The organism is Neisseria benedictiae, from assembly GCF_958267435.1.
GTDB classification, from domain to species: Bacteria; Pseudomonadota; Gammaproteobacteria; order Burkholderiales; family Neisseriaceae; genus Neisseria; species Neisseria bergeri.
Genome location: NZ_CATQFV010000056.1, coordinates 1 through 11,560, shown reverse-complemented (window position 1 = coordinate 11,560; position 11,560 = coordinate 1). Strand labels below are relative to the sequence as shown.

The 11,560-nt window shown below is 54.8% G+C and carries 15 protein-coding genes; 6 read left to right on the top strand and 9 right to left on the bottom strand.

Annotated elements, in window-relative coordinates:
• From Q3O12_RS06485 to Q3O12_RS06475, 3 genes are all read right to left on the bottom strand, one after another.
• Positions 1 to 771 (bottom strand): class I tRNA ligase family protein (locus Q3O12_RS06485; RefSeq protein ID WP_301669778.1); only part of this gene is annotated, 771 nt, incomplete at its 3' end.
• 141 nt (positions 772 to 912) lie between these two features.
• Positions 913 to 1,833, bottom strand: coding sequence for a bifunctional riboflavin kinase/FAD synthetase (ribF, locus tag Q3O12_RS06480; RefSeq protein ID WP_301669777.1), 921 nt, complete (start codon positions 1,831 to 1,833; stop codon positions 913 to 915).
• A gap of 99 nt (positions 1,834 to 1,932) precedes the next feature.
• Positions 1,933 to 2,307, bottom strand: coding sequence for a hypothetical protein (locus Q3O12_RS06475; protein ID WP_107859435.1), 375 nt, complete (start codon positions 2,305 to 2,307; stop codon positions 1,933 to 1,935).
• A 127-nt stretch (positions 2,308 to 2,434) separates the two neighbouring features.
• Between Q3O12_RS06475 and Q3O12_RS06470 the strand changes: the two genes are divergently transcribed.
• The 3 genes from Q3O12_RS06470 (at position 2,435) to Q3O12_RS06460 (ending at position 5,110) form a co-directional block, all read left to right on the top strand.
• On the top strand, positions 2,435 to 3,316 hold the full coding sequence (locus Q3O12_RS06470) for a YoaK family protein (protein ID WP_003749744.1): 882 nt from the start codon (positions 2,435 to 2,437) through the stop codon (positions 3,314 to 3,316).
• 79 nt (positions 3,317 to 3,395) lie between these two features.
• Complete coding sequence (locus Q3O12_RS06465; RefSeq protein WP_301669776.1) at positions 3,396 to 4,073, top strand: YiaD family glycine zipper/OmpA-like lipoprotein; 678 nt, start codon at positions 3,396 to 3,398, stop codon at positions 4,071 to 4,073.
• Between the two features lie 104 nt (positions 4,074 to 4,177).
• Positions 4,178 to 5,110 (top strand): AEC family transporter, encoded by a 933-nt coding sequence (locus Q3O12_RS06460; protein ID WP_301669775.1) that lies wholly within the window; start codon positions 4,178 to 4,180, stop codon positions 5,108 to 5,110.
• Positions 5,111 to 5,173: 63 nt separating this feature from the next.
• On the opposite strand, the gene xth is transcribed toward Q3O12_RS06460, so the two are convergent.
• Both xth and Q3O12_RS06450 read right to left on the bottom strand, forming a co-directional pair.
• Positions 5,174 to 5,944 (bottom strand): exodeoxyribonuclease III, encoded by a 771-nt coding sequence (xth, locus tag Q3O12_RS06455; protein ID WP_301669774.1) that lies wholly within the window; start codon positions 5,942 to 5,944, stop codon positions 5,174 to 5,176.
• A 59-nt stretch (positions 5,945 to 6,003) separates the two neighbouring features.
• On the bottom strand, positions 6,004 to 6,285 hold the full coding sequence (locus Q3O12_RS06450; RefSeq protein ID WP_002235478.1) for an ArsR/SmtB family transcription factor: 282 nt from the start codon (positions 6,283 to 6,285) through the stop codon (positions 6,004 to 6,006).
• Between the two features lie 56 nt (positions 6,286 to 6,341).
• Between Q3O12_RS06450 and Q3O12_RS06445 the strand changes: the two genes are divergently transcribed.
• Positions 6,342 to 6,623: a hypothetical protein gene (locus tag Q3O12_RS06445; RefSeq protein WP_036469988.1), complete on the top strand. Its 282-nt coding sequence runs from the start codon at positions 6,342 to 6,344 to the stop codon at positions 6,621 to 6,623.
• Between the two features lie 132 nt (positions 6,624 to 6,755).
• Here the strand turns inward: Q3O12_RS06445 and nadC are convergent, their stop codons facing one another.
• The 4 genes from nadC to Q3O12_RS06425 all read right to left on the bottom strand — a co-directional run bounded on the left by nadC (position 6,756) and on the right by Q3O12_RS06425 (position 9,547).
• Entirely contained in the window at positions 6,756 to 7,637 is an 882-nt protein-coding gene (nadC, locus tag Q3O12_RS06440) for a carboxylating nicotinate-nucleotide diphosphorylase (protein WP_039863777.1), read from the bottom strand.
• Between the two features lie 134 nt (positions 7,638 to 7,771).
• Positions 7,772 to 8,248, bottom strand: a complete 477-nt coding sequence (locus tag Q3O12_RS06435; RefSeq protein ID WP_002258798.1) for an immunity protein RhsI2 family protein — start codon at positions 8,246 to 8,248, stop codon at positions 7,772 to 7,774.
• Positions 8,245 to 8,511, bottom strand: a complete 267-nt coding sequence (locus tag Q3O12_RS06430) for a hypothetical protein (RefSeq protein WP_487249548.1) — start codon at positions 8,509 to 8,511, stop codon at positions 8,245 to 8,247. Before Q3O12_RS06430 ends, Q3O12_RS06435 begins: the two co-directional genes overlap by 4 nt.
• Before the next feature lie 97 nt (positions 8,512 to 8,608).
• A complete protein-coding gene (locus Q3O12_RS06425) occupies positions 8,609 to 9,547 on the bottom strand; it encodes an NUDIX hydrolase (protein ID WP_070774424.1) in 939 nt (312 codons plus the stop codon).
• 201 nt (positions 9,548 to 9,748) lie between these two features.
• Between Q3O12_RS06425 and nadA the strand changes: the two genes are divergently transcribed.
• Both nadA and Q3O12_RS06415 read left to right on the top strand, forming a co-directional pair.
• The gene (nadA, locus tag Q3O12_RS06420) at positions 9,749 to 10,861 is read left to right on the top strand and encodes a quinolinate synthase NadA (RefSeq protein WP_301669779.1); all 1,113 of its coding nucleotides are present in this window, start codon (positions 9,749 to 9,751) and stop codon (positions 10,859 to 10,861) included.
• A gap of 205 nt (positions 10,862 to 11,066) precedes the next feature.
• A partial coding sequence (locus Q3O12_RS06415) for an FAD-binding protein (protein ID WP_301669773.1) occupies positions 11,067 to 11,560 on the top strand: 494 nt, incomplete at its 3' end.

The window sequence follows — 11,560 nt, the reverse complement described above, 5'->3', positions numbered from 1 at the left end:
CCCCCCGCCCGCCCCCGCCGATACGGCTTGGCTCGCCGGCAGCGTCCAAGGCGTAGTCGTCCAAATGACGGCAAACGCTTTGCCCTCGATGCCTGCCAAACCGAATGCGGCGGCAAGCGCGGCAGTGTCTTTAAACGGATAACCCACGTCAATCGCGGGCGATACTTTGTCTTTGTATTCCACTTCCGCTTCCGCCAGCGAAGAACCGCAGTCCAAGCAGAATTGAACCGGTTTCGCGCCCCGGTAGAGATAGCCGGATTTGTAGATTTCACCAAGCATACGCACGGTATCGGCTTCGGTTTTAAAATCCATAGTCAGGTAAGGACGGTCCCAATCGCCCAACACGCCCAAGCGGATAAAGTCTTTTTTCTGGCGGGCAACTTGTTCGGCGGCGTATTCGCGGCATAATTCGCGGAAGCGCGCTTTGGGCATGTCTTTGCCGTGCAGTTTTTCTACCATTACTTCGATAGGCAAACCGTGGCAGTCCCAACCCGGCACATAAGGCGCATCAAAACCGGCTTGGGTTTTGCTGCGGATAATGATGTCTTTGAGGATTTTATTGACGGCATGACCGATGTGGATGTCGCCGTTGGCATACGGAGGACCGTCGTGCAGGATGAATTTCGGACGGCCTTTGGCGATTTCGCGCAGTTTTTGGTAGCGTTTTTGCTCGTACCAGCTTTTCAGCCATGCAGGCTCGCGCTTGGCAAGATTGCCGCGCATTGGAAACGGGCTCTCGAGCAGGTTTACGGTTTTACTGTAATCGGTCATTTTTTAATCTCTATTGTTACAATATTTCGGTTTCAGACGGCATTGCGCCTCAAACAGTATTTCACAACGGGAAACCCCTATGCCGTCTGAAAAGTTAAAAGATTGATTGTAGCCCAATCGGATGGTTTGTATAAGGTTTTTCTACCAACACTTTGCGGCTTCCATATCGGCTTCAATCTGCCTTTTCAGTTCTTCCATACCGTCAAACTTTTCCTCATCGCGCAGTTTGTGCAGGAAGCGGACATTCAGCCGTTGTCCGTACAGGTCGCCTTGAAAGTCGAACAGGTGGACTTCAAGCTTTTGAGAACAGCTGCTATCAACGGTGGGATTGAAGCCGAAGCTCGCCACGCCGCGCCGCGTGCCGAATGCGCCGTCCGCTTCGACGACAAACACGCCGCCGAGGGCATAACGGTGGCCGGGCAGGCGGATATTGGCGGTCGGGGCGTTTAGGGTGCGTCCGAGTTTTCTGCCGTGTACCACCCTGCCCCCCAAAACGTAGTCGTGTCCCAAAAGTTTTTTCGCATAGGCAAGGTTGCCGTCTGAAAGGGCTTGTCGCACGGCGGTACTGCTGGTGCGGATGTCTTCGACGATGACGGAAGGCGTGCGCTCGGTTTGCATATCGGGCTGCTGTGCCAAAAGTTCAAAACAGCCTTCCCGCCCCGCACCGAAACGGAAATCGTCGCCGACGAGCAAATAACGCGTATTCAAGGTTTGACGCAGCAGGCGGTCGATAAACCCTTGCGCGGATATTTCGGAAAAATTTTGATCGAAACGCAAAACCCAGACGACATCGACGCAGCCCGTCCCTTCCAGCAATTCCAGTTTGGTACGCAGGGGACTGATGCGGCACGGCGGCATCCTGCCGGTGCGGAGTGCGAAAAATTCTTTGGGTTGGGGTTCGAAAACGACGGCCACGACGGGTAATCCGCGCGTATCGGCTTCGAGGCGGAGTTTTTGGAGGATGTGTTTGTGTCCGAGGTGTACACCGTCGAAGTTACCTATGGTTACGGCGGCACCCTGTGGAAAGTCGGGCGCGTTGTGCCGCCCCAGCCTGATTTTCATTGTGTGTTCGGGTATGTGGTAAAACAGGCGGTCATTGTAAACGGTATTGCGGTTTATAGACAGTAGACGCGTTCAGATGGCATATGCCGCCGCTTCTGACTACCACCACCAGGGGCGGTAAAACGGATAGCCCCAATCGTCGTAATAGCGCGACAGGCGTACTTCTTTCAGCTGCTGTTGCGAGATGTAGTTCTGCCACGCCATTTTGTAACAGGCTTGGAACATGGGATCGGAAAGCTTTTCGGTATAGCGTGTTTTAAATATCTGTCTTTCGGCATCGGGCATGGGCGCATATCCTGAATCGAACTGACGGCGGATAAGCTGTGCGGCCTCACGGTCGCATTGCGCTGCAAGGGCGACTTGCAGGTCCTGTTCGTAGCGTTGCTGTGCCTGACGGTATGCCGCCTGCTGTTCGGGTGTGGCGCAGGCAGTCAGTATGAGTATTGCGGCGGCGGCCGCGATGTATCGGCGCATGGTGTTCTACCCTCCTCGGAAACAGATTCAATGTACGCTCTTTTCAAAAACTTGTGAAGTTCGCCCCTAGATTGTTTTCGCTATAAAATGCAGTTCTTGAACATGCTTTCCGAACCGTCCGCCCATTATGAACGAATCCGACCGCCACGCCAAACACGCCCGCCGCAGCCGCCACCATATCCCGCCGTTTTGGCAGGCCGACCGCCCCTACCTGCACGAACACCACATTTCGGATGCGCGTTTCCGCCGATTGGGCTACATCATGTCGCTGCTGGCAGGCGCAATCAATGCCGGCGGTTTTTTTGCATTTGCCCGCTACACGTCGCACGTTACCGGCTCGATGTCGCTGCTGGCGGACATGGTATATCTGAAGCAATGGACGGCGGCAGCGGTGGCGATGGTCAGCGTGTTGTGTTTCATCGCGGGTGCGGCGCATTCGGGCTGGGTGATTTTATGGACGCAGCAAATGCGCTTTCGGGGCAGCTACGGGTTGTCGATGTGGCTGGAAGCGGTTTACCTGCTGGTTTTCGGCCTGTTCGGCATTACCGCGCTGCAATGGGATACGGACGGAGGCTTGGTCTTCCCTTCCCTCGCGCTGTTCTTGCTCTGCTTCATCATGGGGATGCACAACACAGTCATGACGCTTTTATCGGGCGGCGCGATCCGCTCGACCCACATGACGGGTACGGCGACCGACTTGGGCATCGAAATCTCACGCGCCCTGTATTACTCCAAAACCCACCATCCCCGCCTGCCGCACGTCCGCGTCAACAAACCCAAAATGTGGCTGCTCAGCGGCATGATGCAGGCCTTTCTGCTCGGCGGCATCATCGGTGCGTGGGGCTACCATAAAATCGGACACCACTTCGCCCTGCCCGTTTCGGCGGTATTGCTGATACTGGGTGCTGGCTCGGTCGGTTACGATGTCAAGGTCCGTTTTTTGTGGATATGGCGGAAGTTTCGGCGCAAATACCGACAAACCGGTGTTGTTTCGGGAAAAATCGGGTAATTTCAGGTTAACGCCGCTTATTTGGACGGCATGATTGTTTATAGTTGTACGGTTTGACATATACACGGAAGGAAACACCATGACTTTCTTCAAACCCTTTACCGTCATGCTGACCGCATCCGCACTCGCGCTTTCCGGCTGCGTTGCCGACCCTGTAACCGGACAGCAGTCCCCAAGCAAATCCGCCATGTACGGTTTGGGCGGCGCGGCAGTGTGCGGCATCGTCGGCGCACTGACCCACAGCGGCAAAGGCGCACGCAATTCCGCGCTTGCCTGCGGCGCAATCGGCGCGGGCGTGGGCGGCTATATGGACTATCAAGAGCAGCGGCTCCGCCAAAGCCTTACCGGCACACAAGTCCAGGTTCAACGCCAAGGTAACCAGATTAAGCTGGTAATGCCCGAAAACGTTACCTTTGCCACCGGCAGCGCAGTTTTAAGCGACAATGCGCAATTTGCGCTGAATACTGCCGCACAGACGCTGGTGCAGTATCCCGACACGACGCTGACCATCAACGGGCACACCGACAACACGGGTTCCGATGCCGTCAACAATCCGCTTTCGCAACACCGCGCCCAAGCGGTTGCCTACTATCTGCAGACGCGCGGCGTGGCGGCTTCACGACTGACGGTTTACGGCTACGGTTCGCATATGCCGGTCGCTTCCAACGCTACGACTGAAGGTCGCGCACAAAACCGCCGCGTCGAAATCCTCATCAACCCCGACCAACGCGCCGTCAACGCCGCACGGCACATGTAACGCGCCCTGCAACGCCAATGCCGTCTGAATGCTTTTCAGACGGCATTTCCGTATTTGCGCCCGCAGGCGTACAATCTTTCCCTTTTTTCTGACACGGTGATTCCATGGATACCGCCCTGCTCCTTGCCGGCAAAATCGCCGAACTGACGCTGATTGTTTTTATGGGCATCGGTTTGGTGAAATCAGGGCTGCTCAAATCGGAAAACAGCTATCCGCTGTCGGTCATCGCCCTCTACCTCATCAGCCCGTCGGTAATGCTGCACGCCTTCCAAATCGGCTACACGCCCGAAGTGGCACAAGGCCTGCTGCTTTCAGTCAAGCTCGCCGTCCTCTTCCACATCCTGCTGATTGCCATCGGCAAAATCCTGAAAAAGCTGCTCAGGCTCGACAGTCTGGAACACGCCGCGATGGTGTACAGCAATTCGGGCAACCTGATTATTCCGCTGGTCATGTCCGTTTTCGGTTCGGAGTGGATCATCTACACCGGCGGCTTCATCATCGTGCAAACCGTCCTATTTTGGACGCACCTGCGCCTGCTGGTCTCGGGCAACGTCAGGCTTTCATGGAAAACCATCCTGACCAACATCAACATCCTCTGCATTTTCACCGGACTACTGATGTTTGCCTTCCAAATCAAACTGCCCCACCTGATGGACAACACCCTCGCCGCCGTCGGCAGCATGGTCGGACCGGTTGCCATGATTGTTGCCGGAATGCTGATAGCCTCCGTGCCGCCGCACGCGCTTTTGTGTTCGGCAAGGCTGTATGCCGTGGCATTCCTGCGGCTGATTCTGATTCCGCTGATACTGCTTGCCGTCGTCAAACTGTCGGGGCTGGCACACCTCAACGCCCTGTCCGAAACCGTCGTCCTCATCAGCTTTCTCGCCACCATCAGCCCGTCGGCGGCAACCATCACGCAAATGGCGGTCGTGTACGGCAACGACGCACGCAAGGCAAGCGCGATTTACGGCATCACTACCCTGCTGTGCGTCATCACCATGCCGCTGATGATTGCGCTTTACCGATACACGGTTTGAACCTTCAAACAAAGATGCCGTCTGAAACCCGAAAACGGTTTCAGACGGCATCTGCCTTTCATCCTACCAATCGAATTCCGCACACACCGGCGCGTGGTCGCTCGGACGCTCCAGCGCGCGCGTCTCCAAATCGACGCGGACATCCTTCAACGCCGCCGCCATCGCAGGCGACACCAAAATATGATCGATACGCAGGCCCAGTTTGCGTTGGAACATCGCGCCGCGATAGTCGAACCATGTGTAAAACGCGCCTTCGGGATGGACTTGGCGCAGGCTGTCGGTCAGTCCCAAATCCAGCAGGTTTTTGAACCACTGCCGTTCGACGGACGAACAGTGGATTTTTTCATACCATTTTTCAGGGTCGTAACAGTCCGCATCGGCAGGCGCGATATTGAAATCACCCAGCAGCACCAGTTTGCCGTAGCGGGTCATTTCGTCGCGGACAAATTCGGTTAACGCGGCAAACCACTGTTCCTTATATTTGAATTTGGGGCTGTCCAAAGCCTCGCCGTTGACGCAATAGACATTGATGACACGCACGCCGCCGACGGTAGCCGCAATCACGCGGCGTTGCGGGTCATCCGGCAGGGAGGGCAAACCGAAATGCACGTCTTCCGGCGCGCTGCGGCTGACAATTGCCACGCCGTTGTAGGTTTTCTGCCCGCTCCAAACACAGTGCCAGCCCATCATCTGCAAGGCGGCAGCCGGAAATTTGTCCTGATCGAGTTTGAGTTCCTGCAAAACCAAAATATCGGGCGGATTGTCGGCAAGCAGGTTTTGCACCTGCGGCAGCCGCACATTGAGCGAATTGACGTTCCAAGTGGTGATTTTCATAACATTTCCGAAAAATGCCGTCTGAAACGTTCAGACGGCAAAAGGAAAGGATTTTAACACTATACCGCGCGTTTGTTTTCCAAATCGCGGATTGTCCGCAGAATCGTTGCCGCGTCTTCGGAAATCAGGCGGTATTCGATAATACGGTGGTAACGCGTAAAATCCACCAGACCTTCCACGCGCAGTCGGCTCAAATGGTTGGAAACCGCTGTCGCAGGCATGGACAGGGATTCGGACAGCTCGGCAATATTGCAATCGCCGTCCAAAAGTTGGAGCAGTATCGCCATACGTTCGGGATGCGCCATAAGTTTGAGTATGGTGTGGAGCGGTATTGTGTTCATCGGTATTCCTAAAACCTTTGCCGCCCGCCAAGCGGATTGACGGGCGGCAGATATGGATGATTGTGATTATCTTTATAAATCGTATTATAAATCAAATATTTATGGATGATTGTACAGGATTGTATGTTCCTTTTCCCACTTTTTTTGCAAACAAGCGTAAAGGCGGGCTTTCAGACGGCATAAAACTGCCGCGCCCGTCCTTTTCCCTATCCTGCCGATGCGTCGGAATCATCCGCATTATTCAAAAGATACCTTACAAGCGCCGCATACCTTGCCCTGCCGATGCCTCCGCGCTGTCGGGCAAACAAAATACCTGCCTGAAATGCTGTTTTTTCTAAAGCATCACGACCTTCACGAAAAATGCCGTCTGAAGAATCTTTCAGACGGCATTTCCTCCCTGAGGCAATAACCGGATTACGGTTAAGCGGTTCCTTGCCTGACACACCAAACAGCAGCCCTCACCCTAAAACTCACGCCACGAAATCCAAACCTATGTCCAACGAACGGCTGCTGTGGGTCAGATAGCCGAGAGCGATGCCGTCCACGCCGGTTTGCGCCACGCGTTTCAGTCGGTCGAAGCCGATGCCGCCCGATGCTTCGCAATAGATGGTGTGTGTGTGGGTTGTTTGTGTGTGGCAGCGGTTTGCCGCTTCTTTCAGGGTTTCGTCGTCCATGTTGTCCAGCAAAATCCGTTCCGCGCCCGCTGCGATGGCTTCGTCCAGTTGTGCCAACGTGTCCACTTCGACTTCCACGCAGGTCAACGGTCCGACCGCCTGTTTTGCCTGACGAACGGCTTGGGCGATGCTGCCGCAATAGGCGAGGTGGTTGTCTTTGATGAGTACGGCGTCGTCCAAACCCATGCGGTGGTTCACGCCGCCGCCTGCCCTGACGGCGTATTTTTGCAGGACGCGCAGCAGGGGGATGGTTTTGCGGCTGCACACGATGTCTGTACCGTATTCGGCGACTTCGGCAACGGCAAGCGCGGTGGCGGTGGCGATGCCGCTTAAGTGCGTGAGGTAGTTGAGCGCGGTGCGTTCGGCGGCGAGCAGGGCGCGGGCGTTGCCTTCGACGGCGGCAAGCGTCTGACCTGCGCGGACGGTTTGCCCGTCTTGGATTTCAGCTTGAAAGCGGACGGACGGATCCATCGTCTGAAAGGCGAGGCGCGCCAAGTCCATGCCGGCGATGACGCCGTTTTCGCGGCTGACGAGGAAGAGTTTGGCGGTTTTGTCAGGCGCGATGACGGCGGCGGACGTAATGTCGCCGCGCCTGCCCAAATCTTCGCTCAAGGCTTGTTCGACCATGGGGCGCAACAGGGTGTCGGGCAGGGGGAAGAGGGTGTTTTCAGACGGCATGGGGTTTCCTTTGTTGAAAAATATTGGTGTTGCACCGATGGGGCAAAACTTCATTTTATAGTGGATTAACAAAAACCAGTACGGCGTTGCCTCGCCTTAGCTCAAAGAGAACAATTCTCTCCGGCGTCATCTGATTATTTTGAAATTGCCATTTCAATGACTTGCTCAACATAGTTGTTTTCCAAATCAATTACGTCTCCTTTTCTTTGATTTGATTTTTTTAGTTCATTATATGCATAAAAAATGACGATTTTCTTCCCTTCACAAAATAAATGTCTGTCGGATTTATTCATCATATACATACTTTCATTCCTTACGATGCCTTCACCATCTATAAAACTAAAACTATTCGGTATATTTCTTCGTTCCATTCCCGCTTCATATATTGACGATATCACTCCGGAAACGCTTCTGGTGATAATCTGTCCGGAATCAATATTACTCCACCATTCCTCTGATGCAAATAAGCCTTTGTCTTTTTTGATGCCAAAGATACTTTCGTCATTTAATGATAATAATCTTGTCTTTTCAATAAATTCTTTTTCTCTTTTCATGACTTTTTTAAAATCATAGATTAAATACATATCATCATCCAAAATCAAATAACTCATTTTACGTCTCCAATTTTTTCAAAATAAATAATCTGTTTCTCAAAAGTTTCTTTACCGCCAGATTTCCCCAGCCCTGTATTGACTACCCCTTTTCCTTTATTCACATGTGGTTTTCCTTGGCCTTCAAGCTTGAATTGCACTTGTGTTTTTTCAGTCCATCCCTTATTTGTGCGAGGTAAATCTGGAAAAAGTTTGCCTGTGGCTGAGTTGCCTGTGGTGCCAATCTTTTTTAAAACTTCCATAGTTCCTGGTAAGGTGTTCAAGCACCAAGTGAATCGGTTCCGTACTATCTGTACTGGCTGCGGCTTCGTCGCCTTGTCCTGATTTTTGTTAATCCACTATAGGTCGTCTGAAAACGGGCTAACGGCTGCCCAGCGGCAGTCCGATGTCCGAAATCAGCCTGTCGGGCAGGACGTCATCGCGGAAGCGGTAAAGCTGCGCGGGACGGCCTTTGCTGCCCGATACGCCGGTATCCGACGGCTCGATGAGGTTTTGCTGCTGAATCTGGCGGCGGAAGTTTTGCTTGTGCAGCAATCTGCCGCTGATGGCTTCGACGCTATTTTGCAGTTGCAGCAGCGTGAATTCGGGCGGCATCAGTTCGAAAATTACGGGGCGGTATTTGATTTTGGCGCGCAGGCGGGACAGGGCGGTTGCCAACACGCGGCGGTGGTCGTGGCGCATGGGCTGCCCCGTGAGCGCGAAGTCGAAGTTTGCCTGCGGTTCGGCGGCTTCCGCTATCAGACCGCTTTCATACAGCATTTCATAGCGTTGCAAAACGTATTCTTCCGACCAGTTTTCCGGTTCGACCCCCCAGCACAAATGAATGCGTTTGAGCCGCTTTTGGCGTACTTCCTCTGTGTCTGCCGAGTTTGCCCAAATGCGCAGGCGGCTGACGATGGCGTCGCGCTGCCCGCCGTCGGTGCGCAAATCTTCCCACGGGAAATAGCCGTAGCAGTCCTGCCATTTCGCATCCGGGTGCAGGATGCTGTCGGCGGCCTCGCGCACCAGCCCCAAATAGCTGACGTACAAGACGGGCATGCCGTGTTCGTTGCGGCGGTGGGTATCGACAAAGGTGTAAAGCTGTTCCACATAGCCCATAGGCTGCGAAGTCTGCTTGGCGACCCACAGCTTCACGCCCGCCTGCAGGGAATTGCGCAGGGGGGAGAGCGGGCCGTTGGGCAGGAGCGCGCCTTGGGCGACGGTCAACACCCGCAGGCCGCCGTCGGTAACGGCAATCAATACGGGAACCAGTTCGACGATGCTTTGCGGCGGGGCTTCGGCTTCGGGGTAGGCGTCCATGCTCGGCTTTCTGCGGGTGGGAAAGGCTTTATTGTAAACCAAAGCGGTTTGTCGGAACGAAGCGGGTCGGTTTTGCGGTATCTCAAACCTGTTTTCAGACGACCTTGCTTATTATACTCAAGTTGAGCATAATGTAAAAACAGTTTGAAAAACAGACGGCAAACCTTCATGCCGTCTGAAAACCAGCCACAAGGAAACATCATGCAAACCGCCGCCCGCCGCTCGTTCGATTACGATATGCCCCTCATCCAAACGCCGACTTCCGCCTGCCAAATCCGTCAGGCGTGGGCGAAGGTTGCCGACACGCCCGACCGCGAGACGGCAGGCCGTCTGAAAAACGAAATCAAGGCCTTGCTGAAGCAGAAAAACGCGGTCTTGGTGGCGCATTATTACATCGATCCGCTGATTCAGGATTTGGCTTTGGAAACGGGCGGATGCGTGGGCGATTCGCTGGAGATGGCGCGCTTTGGTGCGGAACACGAAGCCGGTACATTGGTAGTGGCGGGCGTGCGCTTCATGGGAGAGAGCGCGAAAATCCTCTGCCCTGAAAAAACAGTGCTGATGCCTGATTTGGAGGCGGAATGTTCTTTGGATTTGGGTTGCCCGGAAGAGGCGTTTTCAGCGTTTTGCGACCAACACCCCGACCGTACGGTGGTGGTGTACGCCAACACTTCCGCCGCCGTGAAAGCGCGTGCCGACTGGGTGGTCACGTCTTCGGTGGCGTTGGAAATCGTGTCGTATCTGAAATCGCGCGGCGAGAAGCTGATTTGGGGGCCAGACCGCCATCTCGGCGACTACATCCGCCGCGAAACAGGCGCGGATATGCTGCTGTGGCAGGGTTCGTGCATCGTTCACAACGAATTCAAAGGGCAGGAGCTGGCGGCGTTGAAGGCGGAACACCCCGACGCGGTGGTGCTGGTTCATCCCGAATCGCCGCAAAGCGTCATCGAACTGGGCGACGTGGTCGGCTCGACCAGTAAATTGCTCAAAGCCGCCGTATCGCGCCCTGAAAAAAAATTCATCGTGGCGACCGATTTGGGCATCCTGCACGAAATGCAAAAGCAAGCGCCCGACAAAGAATTTATCGCCGCCCCGACGGCGGGCAACGGCGGAAGCTGCAAAAGCTGCGCGTTCTGCCCGTGGATGGCGATGAATTCGCTGGGCGGCATCAAATACGCCCTGACAAGCGCACATAACAAAATCCTGTTGGACAGAAAGCTGGGCGAAGCCGCCAAACTGCCTTTGCAGCGTATGCTCGACTTCGCGGCAGGACTGAAGAAAAAAGATGTGTTCAACGGCATGGGCCCCGCCTGATTTGCCGCCCATATTATAGTGGATTAACAAAAATCAGGACAAGGCGACGAAGCCGCAGACAGTACAGATAGTACGGAACCGATTCACTTGGTGCTTCAGCACCTTAGAGAATCGTTCTCTTTGAGCTAAGGCGAGACAACGCCGTACTGGTTTAAATTTAATCCACTATACCGTTTCAGACGACCCCTCAAACAAGGACAACACCATGCAAACCGATTGCGACGTATTGATTGCCGGAAACGGGCTGGCGGCACTGACGCTCGCCTTGTCGCTGCCTGAATCGTTCCGCATCGTCATTTTGTGCAAAAACCGGCTGGACAACACCGCCAGCCGTCATGCGCAAGGCGGGATTGCGGCGGCGTGGTCGGGAGAGGACGACATCGGAAAACACGTTGCCGATACCTTGGAGGCGGGCGCGGGTTTGTGCAACGAAGCCGCCGTCCGCACCATCCTGTCGCAGGGCAAACCGGCAATCGAATGGCTGCTGGCGCAGGGCGTGGCGTTCGACCAAAATAATAACGGCCTGCACCTGACGCGCGAAGGCGGGCATACCTGCCGCCGAATCGCCCACGTCGCCGACTACACGGGCGAAGCCGTCATGCAGAGCCTGATCGCCCAAATACGCCGCCGCCCGAACATCCGCGTTTGCGAGCGGCAGATGGCGTTGGACGTTCAAACCGAATCAGGTGTGGCGTGCGG

Coding starts and splice junctions, on each gene's coding strand:
- nadA (WP_301669779.1), top strand. CDS start 9,749: ATGCAAACCGCCGCCCGCCGCTCGTTCGATTACGATATGCCCCTCATC.
- nadC (WP_039863777.1), bottom strand. CDS start 7,637: ATGCCGTCTGAAAACACCCTCTTCCCCCTGCCCGACACCCTGTTGCGC.
- Q3O12_RS06425 (WP_070774424.1), bottom strand. CDS start 9,547: ATGGACGCCTACCCCGAAGCCGAAGCCCCGCCGCAAAGCATCGTCGAA.
- Q3O12_RS06465 (WP_301669776.1), top strand. CDS start 3,396: ATGACTTTCTTCAAACCCTTTACCGTCATGCTGACCGCATCCGCACTC.
- Q3O12_RS06435 (WP_002258798.1), bottom strand. CDS start 8,248: ATGAGTTATTTGATTTTGGATGATGATATGTATTTAATCTATGATTTT.
- xth (WP_301669774.1), bottom strand. CDS start 5,944: ATGAAAATCACCACTTGGAACGTCAATTCGCTCAATGTGCGGCTGCCG.
- Q3O12_RS06460 (WP_301669775.1), top strand. CDS start 4,178: ATGGATACCGCCCTGCTCCTTGCCGGCAAAATCGCCGAACTGACGCTG.
- Q3O12_RS06475 (WP_107859435.1), bottom strand. CDS start 2,307: ATGCGCCGATACATCGCGGCCGCCGCCGCAATACTCATACTGACTGCC.
- Q3O12_RS06445 (WP_036469988.1), top strand. CDS start 6,342: ATGATTGTGATTATCTTTATAAATCGTATTATAAATCAAATATTTATG.
- Q3O12_RS06450 (WP_002235478.1), bottom strand. CDS start 6,285: ATGAACACAATACCGCTCCACACCATACTCAAACTTATGGCGCATCCC.
- ribF (WP_301669777.1), bottom strand. CDS start 1,833: ATGAAAATCAGGCTGGGGCGGCACAACGCGCCCGACTTTCCACAGGGT.
- Q3O12_RS06470 (WP_003749744.1), top strand. CDS start 2,435: ATGAACGAATCCGACCGCCACGCCAAACACGCCCGCCGCAGCCGCCAC.